Source organism: Methylobacterium sp. AC832 (assembly GCF_979256025.1).
The window spans coordinates 109,029-134,450 of sequence record NZ_CEEDMV010000009.1; the positions used below are offsets into that span (position 1 = coordinate 109,029).

21 protein-coding genes are annotated in these 25,422 nt (G+C 67.6%); 4 read left to right on the plus strand and 17 right to left on the minus strand.

Annotated features, from left to right (window positions below; translation table 11 throughout):
- Positions 1 to 75: 75 nt before the first annotated feature.
- Genes AC0IXR_RS22380 through AC0IXR_RS22390 form a run of 3 tightly spaced genes read right to left on the minus strand, consistent with a single transcriptional unit; the run spans position 76 to position 2,248 of the window.
- Positions 76 to 414, minus strand: coding sequence for a DUF3325 domain-containing protein (locus tag AC0IXR_RS22380; RefSeq protein ID WP_056434496.1), 339 nt, complete (start codon positions 412 to 414; stop codon positions 76 to 78).
- Positions 411 to 1,928 (minus strand): PepSY-associated TM helix domain-containing protein, encoded by a 1,518-nt coding sequence (locus AC0IXR_RS22385; protein ID WP_471762225.1) that lies wholly within the window; start codon positions 1,926 to 1,928, stop codon positions 411 to 413. Before AC0IXR_RS22385 ends, AC0IXR_RS22380 begins: the two co-directional genes overlap by 4 nt.
- A complete protein-coding gene (locus AC0IXR_RS22390; RefSeq protein WP_056434500.1) occupies positions 1,925 to 2,248 on the minus strand; it encodes a hypothetical protein in 324 nt (107 codons plus the stop codon). The genes AC0IXR_RS22385 and AC0IXR_RS22390 overlap by 4 nt, the downstream gene beginning before the upstream one ends.
- A gap of 308 nt (positions 2,249 to 2,556) precedes the next feature.
- On the opposite strand from AC0IXR_RS22390, the gene AC0IXR_RS22395 reads away from it, so the two are divergent.
- Positions 2,557 to 8,319 (plus strand): DUF3320 domain-containing protein, encoded by a 5,763-nt coding sequence (locus AC0IXR_RS22395; protein WP_471762226.1) that lies wholly within the window; start codon positions 2,557 to 2,559, stop codon positions 8,317 to 8,319.
- A gap of 136 nt (positions 8,320 to 8,455) precedes the next feature.
- Here AC0IXR_RS22395 and AC0IXR_RS22400 read toward each other — a convergent pair whose 3' ends face one another.
- On the minus strand, positions 8,456 to 8,626 hold the full coding sequence (locus AC0IXR_RS22400; RefSeq protein ID WP_471762228.1) for a hypothetical protein: 171 nt from the start codon (positions 8,624 to 8,626) through the stop codon (positions 8,456 to 8,458).
- A 205-nt stretch (positions 8,627 to 8,831) separates the two neighbouring features.
- On the opposite strand from AC0IXR_RS22400, the gene AC0IXR_RS22405 reads away from it, so the two are divergent.
- On the plus strand, positions 8,832 to 9,077 hold the full coding sequence (locus tag AC0IXR_RS22405) for a hypothetical protein (RefSeq protein ID WP_471762229.1): 246 nt from the start codon (positions 8,832 to 8,834) through the stop codon (positions 9,075 to 9,077).
- A 166-nt stretch (positions 9,078 to 9,243) separates the two neighbouring features.
- On the opposite strand, the gene AC0IXR_RS22410 is transcribed toward AC0IXR_RS22405, so the two are convergent.
- A complete protein-coding gene (locus tag AC0IXR_RS22410; RefSeq protein ID WP_471762230.1) occupies positions 9,244 to 10,461 on the minus strand; it encodes an MFS transporter in 1,218 nt (405 codons plus the stop codon).
- A gap of 105 nt (positions 10,462 to 10,566) precedes the next feature.
- On the opposite strand from AC0IXR_RS22410, the gene AC0IXR_RS22415 reads away from it, so the two are divergent.
- Positions 10,567 to 11,019, plus strand: a complete 453-nt coding sequence (locus tag AC0IXR_RS22415; protein ID WP_471762231.1) for a winged helix-turn-helix transcriptional regulator — start codon at positions 10,567 to 10,569, stop codon at positions 11,017 to 11,019.
- 573 nt (positions 11,020 to 11,592) lie between these two features.
- On the opposite strand, the gene phoB is transcribed toward AC0IXR_RS22415, so the two are convergent.
- The 6 genes from phoB to pstS all read right to left on the minus strand — a co-directional run bounded on the left by phoB (position 11,593) and on the right by pstS (position 17,119).
- Positions 11,593 to 12,294 (minus strand): phosphate regulon transcriptional regulator PhoB, encoded by a 702-nt coding sequence (gene phoB, locus AC0IXR_RS22420; RefSeq protein WP_056434508.1) that lies wholly within the window; start codon positions 12,292 to 12,294, stop codon positions 11,593 to 11,595.
- A gap of 88 nt (positions 12,295 to 12,382) precedes the next feature.
- Positions 12,383 to 13,108 carry a phosphate signaling complex protein PhoU gene (gene phoU / locus AC0IXR_RS22425; protein WP_471762232.1) on the minus strand — a complete coding sequence of 242 codons (726 nt, stop codon included), beginning with the start codon at positions 13,106 to 13,108 and terminating at the stop codon, positions 12,383 to 12,385.
- 86 nt (positions 13,109 to 13,194) lie between these two features.
- Positions 13,195 to 14,013 carry a phosphate ABC transporter ATP-binding protein PstB gene (pstB, locus tag AC0IXR_RS22430; protein WP_056434512.1) on the minus strand — a complete coding sequence of 273 codons (819 nt, stop codon included), beginning with the start codon at positions 14,011 to 14,013 and terminating at the stop codon, positions 13,195 to 13,197.
- Between the two features lie 46 nt (positions 14,014 to 14,059).
- The gene (gene pstA, locus AC0IXR_RS22435) at positions 14,060 to 14,953 is read right to left on the minus strand and encodes a phosphate ABC transporter permease PstA (protein WP_056434514.1); all 894 of its coding nucleotides are present in this window, start codon (positions 14,951 to 14,953) and stop codon (positions 14,060 to 14,062) included.
- Positions 14,954 to 14,970: 17 nt separating this feature from the next.
- Positions 14,971 to 15,945 carry a phosphate ABC transporter permease subunit PstC gene (gene pstC, locus AC0IXR_RS22440; RefSeq protein ID WP_056434516.1) on the minus strand — a complete coding sequence of 325 codons (975 nt, stop codon included), beginning with the start codon at positions 15,943 to 15,945 and terminating at the stop codon, positions 14,971 to 14,973.
- A 139-nt stretch (positions 15,946 to 16,084) separates the two neighbouring features.
- A complete protein-coding gene (gene pstS / locus AC0IXR_RS22445; protein WP_056434518.1) occupies positions 16,085 to 17,119 on the minus strand; it encodes a phosphate ABC transporter substrate-binding protein PstS in 1,035 nt (344 codons plus the stop codon).
- A 308-nt stretch (positions 17,120 to 17,427) separates the two neighbouring features.
- On the opposite strand from pstS, the gene AC0IXR_RS22450 reads away from it, so the two are divergent.
- Positions 17,428 to 17,661, plus strand: coding sequence for a hypothetical protein (locus AC0IXR_RS22450; RefSeq protein ID WP_056434520.1), 234 nt, complete (start codon positions 17,428 to 17,430; stop codon positions 17,659 to 17,661).
- A 22-nt stretch (positions 17,662 to 17,683) separates the two neighbouring features.
- On the opposite strand, the gene AC0IXR_RS22455 is transcribed toward AC0IXR_RS22450, so the two are convergent.
- The 6 genes from AC0IXR_RS22455 to ftsA all read right to left on the minus strand — a co-directional run bounded on the left by AC0IXR_RS22455 (position 17,684) and on the right by ftsA (position 25,395).
- Positions 17,684 to 17,893: a hypothetical protein gene (locus tag AC0IXR_RS22455; RefSeq protein WP_056434523.1), complete on the minus strand. Its 210-nt coding sequence runs from the start codon at positions 17,891 to 17,893 to the stop codon at positions 17,684 to 17,686.
- Positions 17,894 to 17,991: 98 nt separating this feature from the next.
- Positions 17,992 to 19,665, minus strand: coding sequence for a DNA repair protein RecN (gene recN, locus AC0IXR_RS22460; protein ID WP_471762233.1), 1,674 nt, complete (start codon positions 19,663 to 19,665; stop codon positions 17,992 to 17,994).
- Between the two features lie 164 nt (positions 19,666 to 19,829).
- Entirely contained in the window at positions 19,830 to 20,708 is an 879-nt protein-coding gene (locus AC0IXR_RS22465) for an outer membrane protein assembly factor BamD (protein WP_056434527.1), read from the minus strand.
- Between the two features lie 221 nt (positions 20,709 to 20,929).
- Positions 20,930 to 21,877 carry a UDP-3-O-acyl-N-acetylglucosamine deacetylase gene (gene lpxC / locus AC0IXR_RS22470; protein WP_056434528.1) on the minus strand — a complete coding sequence of 316 codons (948 nt, stop codon included), beginning with the start codon at positions 21,875 to 21,877 and terminating at the stop codon, positions 20,930 to 20,932.
- A 316-nt stretch (positions 21,878 to 22,193) separates the two neighbouring features.
- On the minus strand, positions 22,194 to 23,948 hold the full coding sequence (ftsZ, locus tag AC0IXR_RS22475; protein WP_419951374.1) for a cell division protein FtsZ: 1,755 nt from the start codon (positions 23,946 to 23,948) through the stop codon (positions 22,194 to 22,196).
- A 124-nt stretch (positions 23,949 to 24,072) separates the two neighbouring features.
- A complete protein-coding gene (gene ftsA, locus AC0IXR_RS22480) occupies positions 24,073 to 25,395 on the minus strand; it encodes a cell division protein FtsA (RefSeq protein WP_056434532.1) in 1,323 nt (440 codons plus the stop codon).
- Between the last annotated feature and the right edge of the window lie 27 nt (positions 25,396 to 25,422).

Sequence of the window (25,422 nt, forward strand, 5' to 3'; positions counted from 1 at the left end):
GGATACTCCTCGTGAAAGCCTGTCGGGCAACCCTTCACATAGGCCTATCCGGACGCTCGGAAAATCGGCCCCGGTTCAGACGAAGAACGCGGTGGCCATGGCGAGGGGAAGAGCGGCGATGGCTGCCGGACGGATCCAGGCCGGACGATAAGACATCAGCGCCACGACGATGAGCGCGGCCCCGGTGAGCGAGCCGAGCCATTGCACCGGACCGAAATTCCAGTTCGCCGTGACGACGGCGGCCGCGAAAGCCAGGGCGATGAAAAGCCAGCCCGCCACACGGAACGCTGTGTCGCGCCGCCGGGAGGGGCGCCCGTGGAACAAGGTCCGGCCATGCCGGTCCATGCTCAGGCAGAGGCAGGCGAGGCCGGAGAAGCTCAAGAGGGAGGTGAGGGAGACGGCAAGTGGCGTCATACGCGGGCGAAATCTCCGGTGGTACGGGCCGCTCTCTGCGATCCCTCATGGCACCCGAGCTTTCGCGCGCCGAAGAGGAAAATCAGTGCGAGCGCCACCATGGCGGCGTTGAAGCCCAGGAACTCTGTGCGCCATCCCGTCTGTGCCCAATCGACCAGAGGAACGGCCAGGAACAGCAGCGCGGCGGCATAGCTCATCTCGCCCCATGCCTGGCGATGTGGGCGAGCGTGGGAGACCAGGGCGGCGAGGAACCAGGCTGCGAAAAACACGCCACCCTCCCAGGATTCACGAGCGGCCCATCCTGCAGGAATCAGACGGTTGGCGAGGAAGAGCGCCGCCATGCCGATGGGAAGGCCGAGAATCGTACCGATATTGAGGGAATGGACGATGCGCCAACCGAGAGTGGGCCGCACGACCGCCTTCGGCGCCCGCGCCACGGTCCACAGGACGAGGCCAGTGGCGATGGCGGCACAGCCCATTAGGCCCGACAGGAAGAACAGGATGCGCAGGGCCGGCCCGGCGAAATGCGCCTCGTGCAGGCCGACGAAGCTCGTATAGGCATGCGCCGCCGGCTTCAGCGGCCCGGTCCGTTCGACCACCTCTCCGGTCACCGCGTGGAAGGCGATCTGCGGATGGCGATGGGCGAGCCCATGGGGCTCCTCGAACACCGCCACCACGGTGGCATTGGCATCACCGGGATTGTTGATCGAGACCATCTCGAGCGGCTCGCTCACCTCGGCCTGGGCGCGGCGGATGAGAGGACCGAGCGGCGCCGGCTCGGCCGGCTTGCCCTCGGCGGCTCGCCAGGCCGGCATCTGACCGGACTCGACGTAGAAGCGTAGCTCGTCGCCCTTGTAGGCGCTCACCATTCCCCACGGCATGTACATGAGCGCGAGCGAGACGATGCCCGTATAGGTGATCATCAGGTGGAACGGCAGCGCCAGAACACCGGTGACGTTGTGCGCGTCGAGCCAGCCGCGCTGGGCGGATTTCGAACGCCGGAAGGTGAAGAAATCGGCGAAGATCCGGCGATGGGTGACGATGCCGCTGATGAGGGCGACGAGCAGGACCATCGCGCAGATGCCGACGATCCAGCGGCCGATTGCCGGGAGCATCTGCAATTCGAAATGGAAGCGGTAGAAGAAGTCACCGCCCTGTGTCGCCCGGGCCTCTGTTGGCGCGCCGGTATCCGGATCGAGGAGAGCCTTTCCAAACTCGCCGTCCGGCGTGACCATCCAATAGGCGCCGATATACGGCTTGTCGGGCTGCGGCACGCCCACAAACCAAGCCATCGCCTTTGGGGCATGGACCTTGAGATACGCGACTCCGAGTTCGGTCGCGCGAACCACGTCGTATTCCGCCTGCGCGCGTAATTCGGGCCGCATCCAGAGAGAGATGTCGGACTTGTAGTAGGTGGCAGTGCCGGTGACGAAGACGGCGAACATCACCCAGCCGGTCACGAGCCCCGCCCAGGTGTGCAGCCATGCCATCGATTGGCGAAAACTCTGCTTCATGCAGGCTGCACCGCGTTGCCGAGGGCGAGCCAGAGACCGGCGCCCAGGCACAAAGCCGGAAGCGCCAGCCCTATCGCCGCACGGGCGAGGGTGCGGGCGGAGAAGACCCAGATCACCGCACCCGCCATGATCGCGAAGCTCGCCAGGGTGGCGGCGGCAACGGCCTCCGAACGGTCGAGGGGCAAGGTCAGGGACAAGAAGGCCGTGGCAACGGCCGCCAGGGCATAACCGCCGAAGATCGCAAGGAGGGTCCGGCCGGCCACTATCAGGCGGTAGCGACCCTGCGATGGCGGTATACTCGGCTTGGTCATATCCGTCATCGGCGGTCGGCCCCGGTTTGCGAGGAAGCGGGCGCTCCCGGTCGAGGAGCGAATGACAAATGGGCTCAGCAACGCAGCGCCAGCAGAACCGATGGCCTCGGCGTCACGACAGTCGGCATCTTTGCTGAAACGCCGAACACCGAACGCTATACAAAGCCTCGTCTTCCGCGGGCAATCGCTATGTTGTGGAATGATTCCAAGTACGATGCCTGGACGAGCCTGCAGACACGCGAGCGACGGGCAGGCGGCGCTTGCGAGCACGCGCGGCGCGCTTGTAGAACGCTGGCGGTGACGGAGAACCGGGCGCGATGACCGATACGCTCGAGGCTTCCGATAGGGTCCGCACGCGTTGTGCTCTCGCCTGCACGGTGGTCGATCATGCCAGCGTCGCCTTTTGGCAGAATGGGGTTCCACTCATCCGGGACATCACTCTGACCAATGGCGGTGATACCGATCTCGCCGATGTCACCCTCCATATCAGCGCGACGCCGCCGCTGTTCCGACCTACCACCCTGACGATCCAGCGGATAACCGCAGGGGGCGTGCAGCGCATCGATGCACCGGGTCTGCGGATCGATGGAGCGATCCTGGCCGGACTACTGGAAAGCCGGTCCTGTACGGTGACGCTGACACTGATGAGCTCGGGCGAGGAGAGCGAGTTAGCCCGAGAGGAGTTCGACCTGCGGCTCCTGCCGCCCTCGCATTGGGGAGGCGCGGATGCGGCGCCCGAACTGCTCGCGGCCTTCGTCAGGCCCAACGACCCGGCCGTGGACGGCATCCTGCGCTCCGCTGCGGCGATCCTGGAGCGGGCAAGGCGGAGCACCGCCTTCGACGGCTATCGCAGCGGAAGGAAGGCCAGGGCCTGGGAGATGGCGGAGGCGATCCACGCGGCGATGGCGGCCCTGCGGATTACCTACATCCTACCGCCCGCGAGCTTCGAACGCTCGGGACAGAAGGTCCGCGAGCCCGGAGCCATCGTCGAGCGACGGCTCGCCACCTGCCTCGACCTCACCCTGCTCTGGGCCGCCTGCTGTGAACAGGCCGGGCTCCATCCGCTCCTGGTTCTCACCCGCGATCACGCGCTGCTCGGGCTGTGGCTCGTGGACGAGACCCTGCCGGAAAGGGTCGGCGACGACGCCCAGGCCCTGCGGAAACGCCGTGACCTGCAGGAACTGATCCTGATCGAGACCACCGTACTCACCGCCGATCCGCCAGGGAGTTTCGCGGATGCGGTGGCGGCCGGCGCGCGCTTGATCGATGCGGATGCCGAGTCCCCCATGGAGATGGTCCTCGATCTGCGGCGAGCCCGTCTATCCGGCATCTCTCCCCTCGACACAGGCGAGCCCGGCGCACAGGCGCCGGCTCCGGAGATGGCGGCTGCGCTCGTCCAGGCGCTCGGCGCGCCCCCATCCTTCGTCGAGGATATCCCCGCTCCCCGCCTCGATCTGCCCCGTCGCGAGCCCCGCGACCGGCTGGAAGCCTGGAAGCTGCGGCTCCTCGATCTGACCCTGCGCAACAAGCTCCTCAACTTCAAACCGGGCAAGGGCTCGCTGACCCTCGATTGTCCCGAGCCGGGCGCTTTCGAGGATGCCCTCACGACGGGCCGTGCCTTCCGCCTCGTCGCTCGGCCCGCCCCCGAGGCGCCAATCGACGGGTCGGGGCAGGAACGCGGCGAGATCACCGTCGATGTCGGATCGGAGGAAGTGGAGGCGCGCCTCACCGACCTGTTCCGGCTCGCCCGCGGCAGTTTCGAAGAGGGCGGGGCCAACGTGCTCTTCCTCGCCTTCGGCTTCCTCACCTGGACCCGTGGCAACGGCATGCCGCCTGCCCGGGCACCGCTGCTGCTGGTACCGGCGGCCCTGACCCGCGCGAGCGTCCGCGCCGGCTTCCGTCTCGTCCGGCACGACGAGGAGGCGCGCCTCAACCCGACGCTACTGGAGATGCTGCGCCAGGATTTCGACCTCGACATGCCGGATTTCGCCGAGGGCTTGCCGGGCGATGAATCCGGCATCGATGTCGAGGCCGTCTGGCGCATCGTGCGCACCCATATCCGCAACCTGAAGGGGTTCGAGGTCACGACCGAGGTGGTGCTCTCGGCCTTCTCTTTCACCAAATTTCTGATGTGGAAGGATCTGAGCGAGCGGGCGGACCTCCTGAAGCGCAGCCCGGTGGTGCGCCACCTTCTCGACACGCCGAAACAGGCCTACGGCGACGGGACGGGCTTTCCCGTGCCTGAGCGCCTCGACGCGGAGCATCCGCCTTCCGGTATCTTCACGCCGCTGCTCGCCGATTCCTCTCAGCTCTCGGCGATCCTCGCGGCGGCCTCGGGCAAGGATTTCGTGCTGTTCGGCCCGCCCGGCACCGGCAAGAGCCAGACCATCGCCAACATGATCGCGCAGTGCCTGGCGCTTGGGCGCACGGTGCTGTTCGTCTCGCAGAAGAGCGCCGCCCTGGAAGTGGTGCGCCGGCGCCTCGACGCGGTGGGGCTGGGCGCCTGCTGCCTCGAAGTCCATGCGGCCAAGGCCCAGAAGACGCACGTCATCGCGCAGCTACGCGAGGCCTGGACCGCGAGGGGCGGCGAGAACGTCCCCTGGGAGGACGCGGCCACCGATCTTCAGCGCCGCCGAGAGGGCCTGAACGGCGTGGTTGAGAGCTTGCACACCACACGGGCGAACGGCCTCAGCGCCCATACGGCCATGGCGCGGGTCATCGCCGACCGGCAGGCCGGCCGGGAGGGTCTCAGCCTCGTCTGGCCGAAGGACGCGATTTCAGCGCCCGGCCACCGGGATAGCCTACGCGCCCAGTGCGGTGAGCTTGCCGCCCTTCGCCCCATCGTCGGGGACATCGCGAACCATCCCCTCCGGGGCATCGGCGCCATCGCATGGTCGCCCCTGTGGCGGGCCGAGATGGAGCAGGCTGTTCCCGAACTCGCCCGCACCCTGCCGGACTTCGCGACATCCGGCCAGCGTCTCGCCGAGGCGATGGGCCTGACGCCCCTCGGCCAGACCTATGACGGCCTGCGCGCGCTGTCCTCCCTCGCCATTGCCCTGTTCCGGCCGGAGGCGCGGATGGGCCTGCGCTTCCTCGGCCCCGGAGGCGCGGCTTTGCGTCAGGCCGTCGAGGCGCGTCGCATCCGACAGGACGAGCTCGCCCGGCTGAACGCCCGGCTCTTCGTCCCCTACGCCTCCTCTGTGTTCGGCAACGACCTCGACCGCCTGCTGGCCGACTGGCGCGAAGCGAAAGCCTCCAACTTCTTCCTGCGGGGGCGGCGCCTCGGCCGGGTCCGCGACCTCCTCGCCCCCTTCGCGCAAGGGAACGCACCGGAGGATATCGGGCCAGACCTCGTCACCCTCGCCGAGATCAGGGCCCTGCAGGCGACAAGACCCGCTCTGACGGAAGTTCTAGAGAGCGCCACCGTGGAACTCGGGCATCCCTGGTCGGATCCAGCGGCCCCCGCCGACCTGTTCACCGCTCCGATAGCCTGGGCGACGCGGCTCGCACCGGTCATCACCGCCGTGGCGCCGCTCGTCGGAGGCCCGGACATCGTCCGCGCGAGGCTCGCCGCGTTCCTCGACACCGAGGATCGCAGGCTCGAACCTGGCGGCAGCTTGGCCTTGGCAAAGGAGGATTTCACGACGCGGAGAAGCGCTGCCGTGAAGGCGATCGAGACGCTCGGGCGTCTGGCCGGCAGGGCCAAGCCCGACCGCCCAGTGGAGACGGAGGGCGATTGGGTGGCCGGCACCCTCGCCGTTGCGGAAGGCTGGCGGAGGGCGCTGCCCAAAGCGCAGGCCTGGGCAGGTTGGCAGGTGGCAGCGAGCGCGGCGACGAAGGCGGGGCTCGGGCCACTCGTCGCCGCGATCGAGGTGGGAACGCTGCAGGACGACGCCATCCTTCCAGCCTTCGAGGGCGCCTATGCGCGCTGGTGGATCGACCATGCCGCCACCGACGACATCCGCCTGCGCGACTTCATGGGCCAGCGCCACGAAGAGGCGATCCGGGGCTTCGGCGAGGCAGATTCCCGGCTCTCCGGCCTCGCCGGGGCGGCGGTGCGTGCCCGCATCGGTGGCGGCGTACCGCTCGCCGGCGCCTTCGGCACCGATCCCGAATGGGGCACCCTGGCGCGGGAAATCACCAAGCGCGCCAGGCACATACCCCTGCGCCAGCTCTTCGCGCGGATGCCGAATGCGCTGACCCGCCTGACGCCTTGCTTAATGATGAGCCCACTCTCCATCGCCCAATATTGGCCGGCCGAGGCGAAGCCGTTTGACATTGTCATCTTCGACGAAGCCTCGCAGATCGCGCCGTGGGATGCCATCGGTGCCATCGCACGGGGCCGGCAGGTGGTCATCGTCGGCGATCCCGAACAATTGCCGCCCACCAATGTGGGCGATCGCGGGGTCGACGAGATCTCGGACGGTCTCGACGTCGCCGATCAGGAGAGCATCCTCGACGAGTGCCTGGCCGCGCATCTGCCGCAGAGGCGCCTCGCCTGGCACTACAGAAGCCGGCACGAGAGCCTCATCGCCTTCTCGAACCGTCACTATTATCGCGGCGGGCTCGTCACTTTCCCCTCCCCCGTCACCGAGGACCGGGCGGTGCGGCTACAGCTCGTGGCCGATGGCCTCTACGAGCGCGGCGGCGCTCGGGTGAACCGGCCGGAAGCGCGCGCCCTGGTGGCGGAGGTGGTCGCCCGCCTCTCGGACCCCGCCTTCGCGGCGGAGGAGCGCTCGCTCGGCATCGTCACCTTCAATGGCGAGCAGCAGCGCCTGATCGAGAACCTGCTCGATGCCGAGAGGCGGGGTAGGCCGGAGCTGGAGCGGTTCTTCGACGGGCGGATCTGGAAAGAGCCGGTCTTCGTGAAGAACCTCGAGACCGTGCAGGGCGACGAGCGCGACGTGATCCTGTTCTCGGTGGCGGCAGGGCCGGATGCCACGGGCCGGATCACCGGACAGATCAGTTCGCTCAACCGCGAGGGCGGTCACCGACGCCTCAACGTGGCGATCACCCGGGCCCGGCGGGAGCTCGTTGTCTTCGCGTCGATGCGGGCCGATCAGGTGGATCTCGGCCGCGGCAGCGCCCGTGGCGTGCGTGATTTCAAGCACTTCCTCGCCTTCGCCGAGCACGGTGCCGGCGCTCTCGAAACGGCGGCTGCTCCCACGGGGGGAGACATCGAATCGCCGTTCGAGGGTGCCGTGATGGCGGCTTTGGCCGCACGAGGCTGGAGAATCGTACCTCAGGTCGGGGTTTCCGCCTTTCGGATCGACCTCGGCATCGTCCATCCCGACGCTCCGGGGCGCTACCTCGCGGGAGTGGAGTGCGACGGGGCGACCTATCACCGGGCGGCGACGGCGCGGGACAGGGACCGTCTGCGCGAATGGGTGCTGACCGATCTCGGATGGCGCATCCACCGGGTCTGGAGCACCGATTGGTGGAACGATCCGCAAGGCGCCCTCGACCGGCTCGACACGGCGTTGCGGGCCGATCTCGACGCCGACAGGGCGAAGCCGGAGCCGGTCGCGACCGAGCCGGACACTCCCGATATCCCGCAGGTGGAGCCCCCCGGCCTCTATGAACCCGCCGACCTGTCGGGCTTCTCTCCCAATGCCGCGCGCTTCCACGATGTGGCTTACGAGGCCACGCTGGCGGCGATGGCGAGCGAGGTGGTCCTGCGCGAAGGTCCTGTTTTCGCTGACATTCTCGCCGAGCGCTTGCTGCGCGCCCATGGCTTTGCCCGGATCACGGCCCGCCTGCGCCAGCGCGCTTTGGCGGCCGTCGATCCCCGCTGCCCCCATACGAGTGAGGGTGAGCGCATCGTTCTCTGGCCGGGGGTGGCGCCCGCCGGGCCGGTGAGTTTCCGGCCGGCTCAAGGGGATGGGCGAGCCCCCGCCGACATCCCGCTTCAGGAACTCACCGGCCTCGCCCGCGACCTCGATCCGGCACCCGGTGTCGAGGGGCGGATGGCCGCGCAGCTGGGCCTCGGCCGGATGAGCGAGACGGTCCGCGCCCGGTTCGCCGAGGCCGCCTCGCTGGCGCGGGAGAGCGACGCATCGGCCCCGAAATCCGTCGGATGAGACGGGCGGATCGACCGCCACGCGACCCCCGTTTCGACCGCCATGGGACAGGGGTTTATGGCGGTACGCGACGTGAAAAGGCCCCGCCTGGTAAGGCGGGGCCGATGACGGTGCCATTGGAGCCGTGCGCGTAGATTTAGGCTGCGAGCTTCAGGGCTTCGGGAGCGTTGTCGTTGACGAGAACGAGCTCGCCCGCCGTGTTGGTGGAGGTGTTCGAGGTGGGGGTCAGGCGATCGGCGACGAAGGCCACCAGGGAGATGTTGGCGGCAGCGGCGACAGCGACGGCGGTGAGAATGAGAGCGGTCATATCGGTGTTCCTCGAAGCGATGCGTTTGCGTTGCAGCATGTATGACAGCCCGCCGGCCGGGCTGGTATACCAAACGCCAAATACCACTCATGCAGTCCGCGCATGGAATGCACGATATCCTGCGAAGCCCTGCATTTAACGCACTATGGTGCATGCTGAGCCGCAAGCTCGATCCGCCCCTCCCCCACCCGAAGGTCCCAGCCAGATGCCCCGCCCCACCACAGCCCTCGTCGCCCTACTTCTCGCGGCATGGTCCTTCGACGCACGAGCACAGGATGCGAACCGGGTGCGTGCGATGAACGCGGTGAGCGACCTGGCGCGGGCCCACCGCGAGCAGACGGAGACGCTCCGGCGTATGGAGACGGTCCAGCGCGACCGGGCCCGAGCGGATGACAGGATTCGGCGCAACGCCGAGCGGGACAGCCGTTCGATGCGCCGCCTCGACCGCTGAGCCGGCATCGACGGCAACTTGGCGCCTTCCTCCGTTACCCGCGCCCTGTCGTCGTCAAACTCTGACGGTTGGTACCCGCCCTGAACGCCCGAGATGGGTGGTGAGCGGACCGGCCGCTCTCCGCGAAGATCGAGGATGGAGCTGCCGTTTCGGTTGGATCACCGAGTTACGTTCGACATGTCCGCACCGCGCGCAAGGTGAACAGCCACACGAGCAGGGCCGCAGTGCTGAACGTCGCTCCGAGCGCCGAGACGCCGGGCCAGCCAGCCCGGGCATAGATGGACGTCGCAGCAGCGGCGCCGAGGGCGCTGCCCACTGAATAGAACACCATGTAGCCGCCGATGAGCCGGCTGCTGGCTTCGGGACGCAGGGAGACGATGAGGCTCTGGTTCGTGACATGAACGGCCTGTACGGCGAGATCGAGCAGGACGACGCCAAAGATCAGGGCCGGAATCGATACCGGCAGCAGCGCAATCGGCGCCCACGATACGAGCAGGAGCATAAGAGCTAAGCCTGTCGTCCATTGACCGTGGCCCCGGTCCGCGAGCCGCCCGGCCCCCGTCGCGGCCATCGCTCCCGCCAGGCCTACGAGGCCGAACAGGCCGATCCAGGTATGGGAGTAGGAGAAGGGCGGCGCACTCAGCGGCAGCACCAGCGCGGTCCAGAATGTGCTGAACGACGCAAAGATCAGAAGCGCGAGAACACCGCGAACCAGCAAGACCGGCTCGCTGAGGAACAGGATGGGGACCGAGCGAAGTGCAGCGACGTAGCTGCCGGTTCCGGCCGGGATCCGATGCCGTGGCAGGACGCGCACGAGCAGGCCGACGAGGGCGAGCGACAGGATCGCGGAGACCAGATAGACCGCTCGCCAGCCACCGATATCGGCCAGTATCCCGGCCGCGAAGCGCGCCGCCAGGATGCCGATCACGATGCCGCTCGTGACCGTACCGACCACGCGACCTCGTTCGGTCGGTGTCGCGAGCGTCGCGGCGAATGCGACCAGAACCTGAACCACGACGGCGAGCAACCCAACCGCCGCCATGCCGGCGAACAGGATCGCTCCGGACTTGGCCGTGGCCACCGCCACCAGCGCGAGCACCGACAGAAGCCCCTGGCCGAGGATGAGGCGACGGCGGTCGATGAGATCGCCGAGCGGCACGATGAAGATCAAGCCCAGCCCATAGCCGACCTGGGTCAGGGTCACCACGAGCCCGATCGCGGCAGGCGAGATGCCGAACTCCCACGCCATCGCATCGAGCAGGGGCTGGGCGTAGTAGATGTTGGCGACGCTCAAGCCGGCGGCGACAGCGAAAATCAGGATCGTCGTCCTGGGTAAGGCCCCCTCCGGCTCGGTGGAGGTTCGCTCATCTTTTCCGTGCGGCATGGCGGTCCTGTCGATGACATCCAATCTGGTTTTATTTTGAGACCACTTGTGACCGGCCCATTCCAGTTCTAAATTGAGACTAGTTTGGAACGGGAGCGTACCTTCGTGGCAAAGCGCGTCAGCCTCTGGAACGCCGGGTGCCCGGTTGCGCGCGCGCTCGATGTCATTGGCGACTGGTGGTCGCTCCTCATCATCCGCGATGCTTTCGACGGTGTGCGGCGCTTCAGTGAGTTCCAGACTGGTCTCGGCATCGCTAAGGGTATGTTGGCGACCCGCCTTCGCGACCTGACCGAACGGGGAATTCTGGAGACGGCGCCCGCCTCGGACGGGACCGCCTACCGGGGATACGTCCTGACGGAGAAGGGGCGCGGCCTGTTCCTCGTCATCGTCGCGCTTCGACAATGGGGGGAGGCTCATCTTTATGAGCCGACCGATCGCCGGTCTCGCTTGGTCGATCGTGAAGTCGGGGCTCCGGTCGCTCAACTCACCTTGCGATCCGCCGATGACCGCCGTCTCGGTTGGTATGACACGCGGGTGCTGAAGCCCGACGTCACCTGACAAGGTGACGTCGCGACGTCGAAAGCGGATAATCCGCATAGTGGAGCGGTCGTTTCCGCCCATGATCAATGTCCGCTCTCAGCGGATGGCGGCGGCCGCAGGATCCGTCGACGTCGGGTCGAAAGCGGACCCGGCAGCGGGCACCGAACGTCGGATTTCCGCCCCTAGAGCGCTCACCGCCGAAGTGGATGCCGGTTCGGCGAAAAAGAGCGCGGCAAAACAAAGGCCTAGAGCTGCACCCGACCCAACGTGGTCGGGTGCAGCTCTAGGTCTGACGGATTCAGACATCTGCCCGACGGCTGTTCCCTCTATCCAGGAAGATTCGACAGGCGCGACCGCCACCCGTCCCCTGGAAAAAGAGGGGGACTCATGCTGCCCGCCAGATGGGTGAATGCCTGAGCCCCCCTGGGGCGAGCACATGCCGGAACGGACAGACGTCCGAGATCGAACGCGCTATCTCGTGGCGGCCGGAATGGCATCGGTTCGCGAGTATCGCCCGGAGGCAAGGCGCCCCGCCATCGTCACGATGGGGACGCTCGTTCCGGACGGAGCGGCGCAAAGCCGGCCGTGGCCTCACTCGTCCGTGGAGAACATCTCGTCGAAGGAATAGCCGGAGCCCCGCACGGTGCGGATCGGGTCGCTCTGGCGCGGGCGGTTGATCGCCTTGCGCAGGCGGCCCACATGGACGTCCACCGTGCGCTCGTCGATATAGACGTCGTGGCCCCAGACCCCGTCGAGCAGCTGCTCGCGCGAGAACACGCGGCCGGGGCTCTGCATCAGGAATTCGAGGAGCTTGAACTCGGTGGGCCCGAGATGGATCTCGCGGCCCTGCCGCCGGATGCGGTGGCTGACCCGGTCGAGTTCGATATTGCCGGCCACCAGCAGGTCCGACACGTGGGTCGGCTTGGCCCGCCGCAGGAGCGCACGCACCCGCGCGAGGAGCTCGGGCACCGAGAACGGCTTGACGATGTAATCGTCGGCGCCGGTTCCGAGGCCGCGGATGCGGTCGCCCTCCTCGCCTCGCGCCGTCAGCATGATCACCGGCAGCCGCTCGGTCTCCCGCCGTGCGCGGATGCGGCGGCACAGCTCGATGCCGGACAGGCCGGGCATCATCCAATCGAGCAGGACGAGATCGGGAACCTGCTCCTGAAGGCGCAGATCGGCCTCGTCGCCCCGCGCGGCGGAATCGACGACGAAGCCCTCCGCTTCCAGGTTGTAGCGGAGGAGGAGAGTGAGGGCCTCCTCGTCCTCGACGATCAGGATGCGCGTGTTCATGCGGATGTTTTCAGGGTGATGGCGACCGTCCCGGATGGATGCGACGGCCGCGCCGAGCGTGTGCTGGAGCGGCCGGCAGGGGCAGCGATCAGGCGCTGGCGGGCATCGACACGGTGGCGTAGTTCGACGCGTCGTTCTTCGGGCGGTCCCGCTCGGCGAGCTCGTTCGTGCCGGTGACGAGATAATGGATCGTCTCGGCGATGTTGGTGGTGTGATCGCCGATCCGCTCGATGTTCTTGGCGCAGAACAGGAGATGCGTGCAGAACGAGATGTTGCGCGGATCTTCCATCATGTAGGTCAGCAGCTCGCGGAAGAGCGAGTTGTAGAGGGCGTCGATGGAATCGTCGCGCTCCCAGACGTCGAGGGCGGCCTTCACGTCTTGGCTGCCATAGGCGTCGAGGACGTCCTTCAGCTGCTCCTGCACCAGATCGCCCATATGCTGGACGCCGATGACGATCTTCTGCGGCTGGATCTGATCGGCGATGGCGACCACGCGCTTGGCGACGTTCTTGGACAGGTCGCCGATCCGCTCGAGATCGTTCGAGACGCGGATCGCCGATACCGTCTCGCGCAGGTCGATGGACAGCGGCTGGCGCTTGGCGATGAGCAGGATCGCCCTCTCCTCGACCTCGTGCTGGATCGCGTCGAGACGCTTGTCGGCGGCGATGACAGCGTGGGCCAGGGGCACGTCCCGGCGCACCAGGGCATTGCCGGAATCGGTCATCATCTTCTCGGCGATCCCGCCCATCTCGGAAATCGAGCGGCGCAGGTTTTCCAGTTCCGTGTCGTAGGAACTGACGATGTGGTTGGGCATGCTCGCACTCCTCGACCGAGGCCGCCCCTGGCAGCCTGCATCGCGTAGGATCGGGACCGGTGCCGCGGAACGCGGCCCCGGCGGGCTCAGCCGAAGCGGCCGGTGATGTAGTCCTGGGTCTGACGCTTCTCGGGGTTCATGAAGATCCGTGTCGTCGGGCCGAACTCGACCAGTTCGCCAAGATACATGAACGCCGTGAACTGCGAGATGCGCGCGGCCTGCTGCATGTTGTGGGTCACGATGACGATCGTGAATTCCGAGCGCAGCTGCTCGATCAGCTCCTCGATGCGGCCCGTGGAGATCGGGTCGAGGGCCGAGGTCGGCTCGTCGAACAGGATCACCTCGGGACGCTGGGCGACGGTGCGGGCGATGCAGAGACGCTGCTGCTGACCGCCGGAGAGACCCATGCCGGATTGCTTGAGCTTGTCCTTCACCTCGTCCCAGAGGGCGGCCTTGCGCAGGCTCTCCTCGACGCGCACGTCGAGATCGGCCTTGGGCAGCTTCTCGTAGAGACGCAGGCCGAAGGCGACGTTGTCGTAGATCGACATCGGGAAGGGCGTCGGCTTCTGGAACACCATGCCGATGCGCGAGCGCAGCTCGTTCAGATCGACCTTCGAATCGAGCACGTTCTGCCCGTCGAGGAGGATCTCACCCTCGGCGCGCTGCTCCGGATAGAGGCTGTAGATGCGGTTGAAGGTCCGCAGCAGGGTCGACTTCCCGCAGCCCGACGGGCCGATCAGGGCAGTGACCTGGCGGTCGTGGAAGTTGAGGTTGACCGACTTCAGGCCGTGGAACGAGCCGTAATAGAAGTTCAGGTCCTTCACGGCGATGCGGATGGGGGCCTGATCGTCGGCCTGGTGGCGACCGGTCAGCTGGGCCTGCGTGATCGCGGGAGCGGCGTTCATCGGATGCGTGTCCTTGTCGAAAACGGGGTGGGACGGGGGCGCGGGATCAGCGCGCCCGCTCGCTCTTGATGACGAAGCGGGCCACGATCGACAGGGCGAGGATCGTAGCGGTGATGAGGAGGGCGCCGGCCCAGGCGAGCTGCTGCCAGTTCGAGTAGGGCGAGAGTGCGAACTGGTAGATCATCACCGGAAGGTTGGGGATGCCGCCCATGAGGTTGGGCGAGAACCAGCTGTTGTTGTTGAGCGCGGTGAAGAGCAGCGGCGCGGTCTCGCCGGCGATGCGGGCGAGTGCCAGGATGATGCCGGTCACGATGCCGGCGCTGGCGCCGCGCCAGGTGATGCTCTTGATGACGATGGAGGGCGGGGCACCGAGGGCCGCGCCGGCCTCGCGCAGGGTCGAGGGCACGAGGCGCAGCATGTCCTCGGTGGTGCGCACGATCACCGGGGTGGCGATGATGGCCAGAGCCACGCCGCCGGCCCAGCCCGAATAGGTCCCCATCGGTCGCACCATCAGCGTGTAGACGAACAGGCCGATGAGGATCGAGGGGGCCGAGAGCAGGATGTCGTTGAGGAAGCGGATCACGTCGGCGAGCTTCGAGTTGCGGCCGTATTCGGCCAGATAGGTGCCGGCCATGACACCCACCGGCGTCGCGATGACGATGCCGATGAGGGTGAGGACCAGGCTTCCGAGGATGGCGTTGGCGATGCCGCCGCCTTCGGAGCCCGGGCCAGGCGTCGGCTCGGTGAAGAGCAGCGGCGAGAAGCCCTTCATGCCCTCGACGATGAGCATGAGCAGGATCGAGCCCAGCACGACGATACCGATCAGCGTGGCGACGGTGCTGCCGACGATGAGGAGCTTGTCGGCGACCCGGCGGCTCGACCGGACCCGGCTGACACGCGCCGGGGCCGCGGTTGTGGGGAGAGTGGTGACGGCGTCCATGATTCGGGCTCCCGGGGTCAGGCGACCTTCACGCGCCGGACGAGCAGGCGTGCGATGATCAGGACGATGAAGGTGATGATGAAGAGGATGCAGCCGAGCGCCATCAGCGAGTTGAGCTGCAGGCCGTCGGCCTCGTTGAACTCGTTGGCGATGCGCGAGGCGATGGTGGAGCCGGGATCGAAGATCGAACCGGAGAGGCGGTTGGCGTTACCGATGACGAAGGTCACCGCCATGGTCTCGCCGAGCGCGCGGCCGAGGCCGAGCATGACCGCGCCGATGATCGAGACCGAGGCCTGCGGCACCAGCACGTGGCGCACGACCTCCCAGGTGGTGCAGCCGATGCCGTAGGCGCTCTCGCGCAGCACGGTGGGGATCTGGTCGAGCATGTCGCGGGTGATCGAGGCGACGAAGGGCACGATCATGATCGCCAGGATGATACCGGCGGTGAGAATGCCGACGCCCGAGGGGACGCGGGCGTAGAACAGCGTGCCGACGATGGGCATGCCCTCCACTACGCTCGAGACCGGCATCTGCACGTAATGGGCGAAGAGCGGGGCGAAGATGAACAGGCCCCACATGCCGTAGATGATGCTCGGCACCGAGGCGAGGAGCTCGATCGTCATCGAGACGGGCTTGCGCGCCCAGCCGGGGCAGAGCTGCGTGAGGTAGACCGCGATGCCGATGGAGATCGGCACGCCGATGAGGAGGGCGAGGACGGCCGAGACCAGGGTGCCGACGATGGCGACGAGAGCGCCGTACTGCTCCTGGCCGATGTTCCAGGAGCTGGAGGTGATGAAGCCGAGGCCGAATTCCGCGAAGGCCGGCCAGCCGCCATAGGCGATCGAGGCGAGGATGCCCGCGAGGAAGAGGAGGACCAGCAGCGCCGACGCGTAGGAGGCGGCGCGGAAGAGCTGGTCGCCGAGGCCGCCCGGCTTCTTGCGAGCGGGGGAGCCCGTGCGGGCCAGCGAAATCTGTTCAGTCAAGGCGGCCATCCGACGTCTACTTCTTCACCTTGAGGGGTCGTATCGCGTGGGGAGACGGGTGGCGAGGTGTGTCGCCATGTCTTCTCGTGGAGCAGGCCCGACGCTTTCGCCGGGCCTGAGAGGGTGGTTCGGTCCGTGAGGACGTGCCTTAGAAGACGGGCTTGCCGTCCTTGCCCTTGATTTCCTTCCACTCGCTGTGGACGAGGGCGACGACGTTGTCGGGCAGCGGCACGTAGTCGAGATCGACGGCGAGCTTGTCGCCGTTCTTGTAGGCCCAATCGAAGAACTTGAGCACTTCCGCGGACTTGGCGGCGTCGGCCGGCTCTTTGTAGACGAGGATGAAGGTGGCCGCGGTGATCGGCCAAGCTTCGTCGCCGGCCTGGTTCACGAGGGAGATGCCGAAGCCGGGAGCGGCCTTCCAATCGGCGGAGGCGGCGGCGGCCTGGAACGCCTTGTCATCCGGGGCCGGGAACTTGCCGGCCTTGTTCTGGATCAGGGTGTGGCTGAGCTTGTTCTGCTTGGCGTAGGCCGATTCCACGTAGCCGATGGAGTTCGCGACCTGCTTGACGGTGGCGGTAACGCCCTCGTTGCCCTTACCACCCTGGCCGGCGGGCCAGCTGACCGTGGTGGCCGCACCGAATTCCTTCTTCCAGCTCTCGGAGACCGCGCTGAGATAGGTGGTGAAGATGCTGGTCGTGCCGGAGGCATCCGAACGGTAGACCGGGGTGATCGGCGCGTCGGGGAGCTTCAGGCCGTTGTTGAGGGCAGCGATTTTGGGGTCGCTCCACTTGGTGATCTTGTTGGCGTAGATGTCGGCGACGAGTTCGCCGGTGAGCTTGAGTTTGCCCGGCTCGACGCCGGCGATGTTCACCACGGTGACGACGCCGCCCATGACGGTGGGGAACTGGACGAAGCCGTCCTTCTCAAGGGCGGGGCCCTTCAGCGGGGCGTCGGTGGCGCCGAAATCGACGGTCTTGGCCTGGATCTGCTTGATGCCGCCGCCGGAGCCGATGGACTGGTAGTTCAGGCCAGTGCCGGTATCCTTGCGGTAGGCTTCAGCCCATTTCGAATAGACCGGGAAGGGGAAGGTCGCGCCGGCACCGGTGATGTCGGCGGCCTGGGCGACGGCGCCGAACTGTGCGGTCGCGAGCCCGATGGCGAGGGCGAAATGGAAGGGTTTCACGGTGGCTCTCCGTAATCTGTCCGGGCGCTGTACGTGCCGCGCTGCAAGAGCAATCCTGCTGCAGCGCACCGTTACCCGCCCGATCATGCTGGCTCTATGACGGAGCCATGACAGATCGATGACAGGGGCCGGCCGGCGACCGCTCGAGCGCTGTAGGACAGGGGGAAAACACGGTATGGACCGGGGCTCGAACGAGCGCGGCACGGTTTGACGGGCTCGTGCGTTATACGATTCGGCGATGTCGACGACGGAGCAGCCCGTCTCGCCAGCCGTCCTGGAAGGTCAGCATCTTGGAGAACGAATCGAGCATGACACCCGCCGGGGGTGATGGCGATGCCGATTTCCTCGCCCTGCACGAGCGCAGGGAGGACCTCGAACGCGACCTCGCTTTCGCCCAGCAGCGCCGGCAATTCGGGACCGATCCGGGCGAAGTGGAGAAGGCGGGCCAGGACGAGCGCGCCCTGCTGGCGGAGCTCGACGCGGTGATGACCCTGATCCGCGGCGCCGAGTATCAGCGCATGCCGGGAGCTCGCCGCTGGTAGCGGCGACCTCCGGAGAACGGGATCAGCCCACGCGGCGGCGATCGCGTTCCTTGTGCCGGAGGCGCAGGAGAAGGTCGATCTGACCGTCGGGGATCGGCTGCGTGTCGAACGTGTCTTCGTAGATCGCCCGAAGAGTGCCACCGAGATGGTGACGGGTCGGACTCGACAGGATCGGCATCCCATCCGCTTCGTTCACAGGCCGGGGATCGGTCTCACCGTCACCCAGATCCATCACGCGATCTCCCGATGTGCCGACGCGTTTCGCTAAGATTCCCTGCGTCGTGCTCGCATCATCGGCGAAGATGGTTAACCAAAGGTTAAGATCGCGCCTCACGCATCCGTGGATTGAAGAAGTCGCGCCGCCGCCGCACGGGCCTCGTCGGTCACCGTGGCACCGGCCAGCATCCGGGCGATCTCCTCGCGCCGCGCCGGGGCTTCGAGGGGCGAGACGCGGGTGGCGACCCGGTCGCGGCCCTTCACCGGGTCCTTGGCGATGAGGAAATGCGTCTCGGCCCGCGCGGCGACCTGAGGAGCATGGGTCACGGCAACGACCTGCACCCCGGCGGCGAGACGGGCGAGGCGGGCGCCGATGGCATCGGCCACGGCGCCGCCGACGCCGGTATCGATCTCGTCGAAGATCAGGGTCGGAGCCGAGCCCTTGTCGGCCAGCACCACCTTGAGGGCCAGCATGAAGCGGGAGAGCTCACCGCCGGACGCCACCTTCATCATCGGGCCGGGCCGCGTTCCGGGATTGGTCTGGGCCCAGAACTCCACGCGCTCGTAGCCCGCCGGGTCCCGCGATTCGGGATCGGTGACGATCTCGGTGATGAAGCGGGCGCGCTCCAGCTTCAGGGGCGGCAATTCGGCCTTCACCGCGAGGTCGAGGGCCTTGGCGGCCTTGCGACGCCCCTCGCTGAGCTTGGTCGCGGCCTTGGCATAGGCGGCCTCGGCCTGGGCGAGGGTCGCCTCCAGGCCAGTGAGAGCTTCTTCGCCGGCATCGATGGCGGCCACATCCGCCTCGTAGCGCTGGCGCAGGGCGGCGAGGTCGTCCACCGGCACCTGATACTTGCGGGAGGCCGCACGGAGGGCGAACAGCCGCTCCTCGACCTGCTCCAATTCGCGCGGATCGAATTCCGATTCGCGCAACGCCGTGTCGAGGACGGAATGGGCCTCGTCGAGGGCGGCGAGCGCGGCATCCAGGGCGGCGATGCAGGGCTCGACCAGGGCCGGGATCTGGCTCGCCCGCCGCTCCAGCTTGCGCATCGCCGAGGAGAGGTGGGACACGGCCGAATTCGGGCCGCCCGCCGCCTCGATCGCCTCGGTCAGCTCGCGGGCCACCTTCTCGCTCTGCTGCATGACCATGCGGCGCTCGGCCAGCGAGGTTTCCTCGCCGGCCTGGGGATCGAGCGTTTCGAGCTCCGCCGCCGCATGGCGTAGGAAATCGACTTCCTTGCGGGCGGCCTCGACCCTGGCGCGATGCTCGGCCAGGGCGGAGCGGGCGGTGCGCACGCGCTTGGCCGCCTCCCCCACCGCCGCCAGGGGCGCGTGCAGGCCGCCGAACGCGTCGAGGATGGCGCGGTGGGTGCCGGGATCGGCCAAGGCGCGATCGTCGTGCTGGCCGTGGATCTCCACGAGCGTGGCGCCGATGGCCCGCAGCACCTGCACGCCGACAGCCTGATCGTTGACGAAGGCGCGGGTACGGCCGTCCGCCATCTGCACCCGGCGCAGGATCAGGTCGCCCTCGGTGTCGATATCGGCCTCGGCCGCGAGGCGGCGGGCGGGATGGTCGAGGGGCACATCGAAGACGGCGGTGACGCCGCCCTGCCCTTCGCCATGGCGCACCAGGCCGCCGTCGCCGCGCCCGCCCAGGGCCAGCGCGAAGGCGTCGAGCAGGATCGACTTGCCCGCGCCGGTCTCCCCGGTCAGGACGCTGAGGCCTTCGCGGAAATTCAGGGCGAGCTTATCGATGAGAACGATGTCGCGGATCGCGAGCTGACTCAGCATGCCGCGGGTTTGGCCTCGTTGGATACGGTGGCCACGTCTTACGGCGAAGCGGCGGCGGCTTCACTCGAAAAATGGCCCGCGAACGAAAGCGTGTCGTCGCGGGCCGGATCGAGCGGCTAGGGCTCGTTTGTCGCCGAACCGGTATCCGCTTCGGCGTAGAGCGCTCAGCGCGCGTCGGCGGTACGGCCGATGACGCCGCGATAGACCTTGCTGAGCCAGGAGGACTTCTCCTCGCGCGGCTCCAGGCCACCGTTCTGGAGGAGCGCGAACGCATCCTTGTACCAGGGGCTGTCGGGGAAGTTGTGGCCGAGCACGGCGGCGGCGGTCTGTGCCTCGGCGGTGATGCCGAGCGCCATGTAGGCTTCCACCAGACGCTCCAACGCCTCCTCGGCGTGGCGGGTCGTCTGGTACTTGCTCACCACGTCGCGGAAGCGGTTGATCGCGGCGGGGAAGTTGCGGCGCTCCAGGTAGAAGCGGCCGACTTCCATCTCCTTGCCGGCGAGCTGGTCGCGGGTGATCTGGATCTTGGCCTTGGCATCGGCCGCGTATTCGGAGGTCGGGTATTTCTGGACGAGCTCCTGCAGACCGGCCAGCGCCTTCTCGGAGCGGTCCTGGTCGCGGGTCACGTCGGGGATCTGCTTATAATGCGACATCGCCATCAAGTACTGGGCGTAGGCCGCGTCCTTGCTCGCCGGATGGCGCTGCAGGTAACGCTTCGAGGCGTTGATCGCGTCGTCGTATTTCTGGCCCTCGTAATTCGAGTAGGCCGTCATCAGCAGCGCTTTGCGCGACCAGTCCGAATAGGCATAGGCCTTGTCGAGTTCGCCGAACTTCTTCGACGCGCCCTCGAAATCCTTGTCTTCCATCTTGGCCAAGCCCTCGCTGTAGAGCTTGTCGGCCGGGACGTCGGGAATGACCTCGGGCTTGTACTTCTCGGCGAAGGGATTGATCGAGTCGAGGGTGTCGCAGCCGCCGAGGCCGAGGCCGCAGAGCGCCAGGAGCACGAAAGCCGTCGCCCCGCGGTTACGATCGTTGAGACGCATTCCGGTTCCCCCAACAGATGCGCCCGGCAAGGGGGCCGCATCGTCAAGCCATACAAATGTCGGTCGAGCGGCTGACGGCACGGTGCCACGGCCCATGTGCCTCTTTGGGGCACACGCAACCTCGCCTCTTGTCACGGACGCTTTACCAGTGGCGTCCGATTTGGGCGTGAAAGCGGCGGCCGAGAGGCTGACGCAATCGAAGCGAGGGTGTTGCTGAGAGGTTACAGGTCGCTGGCGAAGGCGGCGAGGCCGAGACCGACGCCGAATTCCGGGCGGGAGGTCTCGCGGCGGGCGCCGGCTGCTTCGAGGATCGTGTAGTTGGCGCGGTCGGCGAAGAGCGCGTCGAGGACGCCGACATTCATCCGGTGGCCGCCGCAATAGGAGCGGTAGGCGCCCTGGATCGGCAGGCCGGCGAGGGCCAGGTCGCCGACGGCATCGAGATACTTGTGCCGCACGAACTCGTCGGCGTAGCGCAGGCCCTCGGGGTTGACGACGGCGTTGTCGCCGACCGCCACGGTGTTCTCGAGGGAGGCGCCGAGAGCGAAGCCGGCTTTCCAGTAGCGCTCCACGTCCTTCATCATGCCGAAGGTGCGGGCATTGGCGATTTCGCGGCGGTAGGAGGCGGGGTTCAGGTCCATCGCCTTGCGGCTGCGGCCGATCACCGGGTTCTCGAAGTCGATCTCCACGTCGAGGCGGAAGCCGCGGTCGATGGGGCGGAGTTCGGCGAAGGCGCGGCCTACCTCGATGCGGACGGTGCGGAGCACCTTGATCCAGCGGCGGGGCGCCCCGCAGGTGGTGATGCCGATGGCGTCGATGGCTTCGACGTAGAGGCGGGCGCTGCCGTCCAGGATCGGCATTTCCGGCCCGTCGATCTCGACGAGGACGTTGTCGATGCCGAGCCCGTAGAGGGCGGACATCAGATGCTCGATGGTGGCGACCGCGCCGCTCTCCACGTCACCGATGACGGTGCACAACTCGGTGGCGGAGACGCAGGCGTGGTGGGCCTTGATGAGCCGGTCGTGACCGGTGGGCATTCCGGTACGGAGGAAGCAGATTCCGTGATTGGCCGCAGCGGGATGGAGAGTGATCTCCACCGGCTTGCCGGAATGGACGCCGATGCCACGAAGCGTGGCCGGGCCCTTGAGAGTTGTTTGTTGGTTCGTCCGCATTCCCTAGCCCTCGGCCGTGATCAGGCTCGCTCTCCCTGGATTACGGGATTGCGCCGCCTCTGCGATCCGTCCGCTGCTTGAAGCCCCTGCGAGCGCTGACGGCGAAACCGCCGCGCCTTTTTCGTTCCAAAAATCGTATACGCGGGGCCCGAAGCGTTAGCCAAATCACGCTTTCTTACGCTCTGTTACAGACACGCTTTCCGGAGACGTTCTGGATAACCGTTTTCGGACAAGGACTTAAAACGAGGTTAAGCCCGGGGTCCTGAGACCCCGGGCTTGTTGCATAAACACCGCTACGGACGCTTAGCGTGGCGTTTCAGTTCGCCTGACGACGGAGGAAGGCCGGGATTTCGAGCTGGTCGTCATCCATCAGACGGGGCTGGGGGGCCACACGTCCCTGTGGATCGAGGTTGCCCTGAGCCGGACGGTAGGCCGGAGGAGCCGCAACGGGTGCCCGCTTGGCGTATTCCGGCTGGGGCGCCGGCTGCGGGGCAGGCGCGCGCATCTGCGGCAGCGGAGCGGTCTCGGCCTCCTCGCGGCGTCCGCCGAAGCCGACGGTGGCAAGGCGGCGCAGCAGCGTCATCCGCTTGGAATCCCCTGCCGGCTCGGCCGGCTCCACGGCGTTCCTGGCGCGAAGCTGAGCCTGGCCGGGCATCGGCAGATCCTGGATCTGCGGCATGCGCGGGGCGCGGGCCACCGCCACCGCCGGACGCGGCGGCACGAACGGGCCGGCGGCCTGCTGCACCGGGGCCGGAGCCTGGACCGGAGCCGGAGCCGGCTCGTAGGCCACGGCCGTCCGCGACGGCATCTGGGTCAGGACGACCTCGTCATGAACGATCGGGGCGGCGGGAGCTTCCATGCGCACGGATTCGGGGGCCATGGCCACCGGCTCGGACGCCACCGGGCGCGGAGCCTGCGGCTGGACCGGCGCCTGGGGCGCGGGGGCGTTGCCGGTCAGCGGCTGCTCTTGTCCGGGGGCACGAAAGGTGGGGGCGGGCTGTGCCGCCCTGGCCCTCGCTTCCGCACGCAGGCGCTCGGCCACTTCAGCGATCCGCTGCTCGGTCTGGACGATCTCGGGGTTGTTCTGCGAATGCGCGGTGATCAGCGCCGGCTCGATGCCGGTGGCGACCACGGAGACGCGGATGATGCCGTCGAGGCTCTCGTCGAACGTGGCGCCGAGGATGATGTTGGCGTCCGAATCCACCTCTTCGCGAATCCGCGTCGCGGCTTCGTCGAGCTCGTAGAGGGTGAGGTCGTTGCCGCCCGTGATCGAGATCAGCAGGCCGCGCGCGCCCTTCATCGACACGTCGTCGAGGAGCGGGTTGGCGATGGCGGCTTCGGCGGCGCGGTTGGCGCGCTTCTCGCCGGAGGCCTCGCCGGTGCCCATCATGGCCTTGCCCATGCCGCGCATGATCGCGCGGACGTCGGCGAAGTCGAGGTTGATGAGGCCTTCCTTGACCATCAGGTCGGTGATGCAGGCGACGCCCGAATAGAGCACCTGGTCGGCCATGGCGAAGGCGTCGGCGAAGGTGGTCTTCTCGTTGGCGACCCGGAACAGGTTCTGGTTCGGGATCACGATGAGGGTGTCGACGGCGGCCTGGAGCTCCTGGATGCCGGCTTCGGCGGTGCGCATGCGGCGCACGCCCTCGAACTGGAACGGCTTCGTGACGACGCCGACGGTGAGGATGCCCATGTCGCGGGCGGCGCGGGCGATGACCGGAGCCGCACCGGTGCCGGTGCCGCCGCCCATGCCGGCGGTGATGAAGCACATGTGGGCGCCGGAGAGCTGGTCACGGATCTCGTCGATGACCTCGTCGGCGGCGGCCGAACCGACTTCGGGATGCGAGCCGGCGCCGAGGCCCTGCGTCACGCCGAGACCCATCTGGATCACGCGCTCGGCCTTGGAGGAGGTGAGCGCCTGGGCGTCGGTGTTGGCGACGACGAACTCGCAGCCGAGGAGGCCCGATTCGATCATGTTGTTGACGGCGTTGCCGCCGGCTCCGCCGACACCGAAGACGGTGATGCGGGGCTTGAGTTCGCGGATATCCGGCGCTTGCAGACTGATGGCCATGGTGTCGAGCCTCTCGTGCCTTTCACGTTTCATTTGACGGCCTCTCGGTGAGACCGCCGATGTGCTTGTGTCGGGTCCGGCGCCGATCCCCTTCTGGGGCGTCGGGCAACCGGTCCCGGCGTTCCTAGAAACTCTCGCGCAACCAGCGGTACACGCGGGGGATGTAGCCGTCGGTTCCGGTGCCCGCGAAGGCGCTGTGCCCGCGTGGCTCGAAATGTTCCGCATGCGCCACCTGCGGGTAGACCAGCAGGCCGACCGCGGCGGAGAAGGCGGGGCCCTTGGCGGCCTCGGGAAGGCCGCGGATGCCGAGCGGCCGGCCGATCCGGACCTGACCCTGCATCACCCGGCGGGCGACCTCAGGCAGTCCGACGAGCTGGCTCGCGCCCCCCGTCAGCACCACCCGGCGGCCGGCCTGGGCGGCGAAGCCGGCGTTGCGGAGACGATCGCGAACGAGTTCGACGATCTCCTCCACCCGGGGCTTGATGATCCGCACGAGGTGCGAGCGCGGCACGTGGGTCGGTGCGTCGCCCTCGTCCTCGCCGACGCCGTGGACCGCGATCATGTCGCGCTCGTCGGAGGCGGTGGAGATCGCCGAACCGTAGAGGGTCTTGAGACGCTCGGCCGCCACCACGCGGGTGGAGAGGCCGCGGGCGATGTCCATGGTGACGTGGTGGCCGCCCACCGCCAGGGCGTCCACATGGACGAGGTGCCCGCCCTCGAACACGCCGAAGCTGGTGGTGCCGCCGCCCATGTCGACGACGCAGACGCCCATCTCGGCCTCGTCGTCGACGAGGGCGGAGAGGCCGGCGGCGTAGGGGGTGGCGATCACCGCCTCGACGCCGAGATGGCAATGCTCCACCGCGAGCATCAGGTTGCGGGCGGCGGCCGCCTCCGCCGTGACCACGTGGAGGTCGACGCCGAGCGACTCGCCGATCATCCCGGTGGGGTCGATGACCGCGCCCTGGCCGTCGATGGCGTAGCCGGTGGGAAGGGCATGGAGCACGGTCCGGCCGTGGCTGACGCCATGGGCGCTCGCCGTCTCCAGGGCGCGCTCGACATCCGAGCTCATGACGGTGCCAGTGCGGACACCGACATGCGCCTCGAAATGCTGCGAGCCGAGGCGGCCGCCGGACATGTTGACGATGACCGACTGGACCTCGACCTTCGCCATCCGCTCGGCGGCGTGGACCGCTTGGCGGATCGCCCCTTCGGCGGCTTCGAGATCGACGATGGCACCGCCCTTGAGGCCGTGCGAGCGCTGATGTCCGATGCCGATGATGCGGGCGAAATGGGTCCGTCCGCGCAGGGTGGTGAGAGCCTCGGCCGGCTGGAGCTCGGCGATGAGGCAGACGACCTTGCTCGTGCCGATGTCGAGCACCGAGAGGATGGTGCTCCGGCGCGCGGAGAGCGGTTTCATACGCGGCGTCAGGCCGTGTTGCGCGTGCATCGGATTACCGGGCGAAGGAGGCGGGAA

What these genes read in the sequence shown, in the direction of transcription:
- phoU (WP_471762232.1), bottom strand. Translation starts at nt 13,108, where the DNA reads ATGCCCAACCACATCGTCAGTTCCTACGACACGGAACTGGAAAACCTG.
- AC0IXR_RS22400 (WP_471762228.1), bottom strand. Translation starts at nt 8,626, where the DNA reads ATGACCGCTCTCATTCTCACCGCCGTCGCTGTCGCCGCTGCCGCCAAC.
- AC0IXR_RS22450 (WP_056434520.1), top strand. Translation starts at nt 17,428, where the DNA reads ATGACACCCGCCGGGGGTGATGGCGATGCCGATTTCCTCGCCCTGCAC.
- AC0IXR_RS22455 (WP_056434523.1), bottom strand. Translation starts at nt 17,893, where the DNA reads ATGGATCTGGGTGACGGTGAGACCGATCCCCGGCCTGTGAACGAAGCG.
- phoB (WP_056434508.1), bottom strand. Translation starts at nt 12,294, where the DNA reads ATGAACACGCGCATCCTGATCGTCGAGGACGAGGAGGCCCTCACTCTC.
- pstC (WP_056434516.1), bottom strand. Translation starts at nt 15,945, where the DNA reads ATGGCCGCCTTGACTGAACAGATTTCGCTGGCCCGCACGGGCTCCCCC.
- ftsA (WP_056434532.1), bottom strand. Translation starts at nt 25,395, where the DNA reads ATGCACGCGCAACACGGCCTGACGCCGCGTATGAAACCGCTCTCCGCG.
- AC0IXR_RS22390 (WP_056434500.1), bottom strand. Translation starts at nt 2,248, where the DNA reads ATGACGGATATGACCAAGCCGAGTATACCGCCATCGCAGGGTCGCTAC.
- AC0IXR_RS22380 (WP_056434496.1), bottom strand. Translation starts at nt 414, where the DNA reads ATGACGCCACTTGCCGTCTCCCTCACCTCCCTCTTGAGCTTCTCCGGC.
- AC0IXR_RS22405 (WP_471762229.1), top strand. Translation starts at nt 8,832, where the DNA reads ATGCCCCGCCCCACCACAGCCCTCGTCGCCCTACTTCTCGCGGCATGG.
- AC0IXR_RS22465 (WP_056434527.1), bottom strand. Translation starts at nt 20,708, where the DNA reads ATGCGTCTCAACGATCGTAACCGCGGGGCGACGGCTTTCGTGCTCCTG.
- ftsZ (WP_419951374.1), bottom strand. Translation starts at nt 23,948, where the DNA reads ATGGCCATCAGTCTGCAAGCGCCGGATATCCGCGAACTCAAGCCCCGC.
- AC0IXR_RS22385 (WP_471762225.1), bottom strand. Translation starts at nt 1,928, where the DNA reads ATGAAGCAGAGTTTTCGCCAATCGATGGCATGGCTGCACACCTGGGCG.
- AC0IXR_RS22410 (WP_471762230.1), bottom strand. Translation starts at nt 10,461, where the DNA reads ATGCCGCACGGAAAAGATGAGCGAACCTCCACCGAGCCGGAGGGGGCC.
- AC0IXR_RS22395 (WP_471762226.1), top strand. Translation starts at nt 2,557, where the DNA reads ATGACCGATACGCTCGAGGCTTCCGATAGGGTCCGCACGCGTTGTGCT.
- recN (WP_471762233.1), bottom strand. Translation starts at nt 19,665, where the DNA reads ATGCTGAGTCAGCTCGCGATCCGCGACATCGTTCTCATCGATAAGCTC.
- pstB (WP_056434512.1), bottom strand. Translation starts at nt 14,013, where the DNA reads ATGAACGCCGCTCCCGCGATCACGCAGGCCCAGCTGACCGGTCGCCAC.
- pstA (WP_056434514.1), bottom strand. Translation starts at nt 14,953, where the DNA reads ATGGACGCCGTCACCACTCTCCCCACAACCGCGGCCCCGGCGCGTGTC.
- lpxC (WP_056434528.1), bottom strand. Translation starts at nt 21,877, where the DNA reads ATGCGGACGAACCAACAAACAACTCTCAAGGGCCCGGCCACGCTTCGT.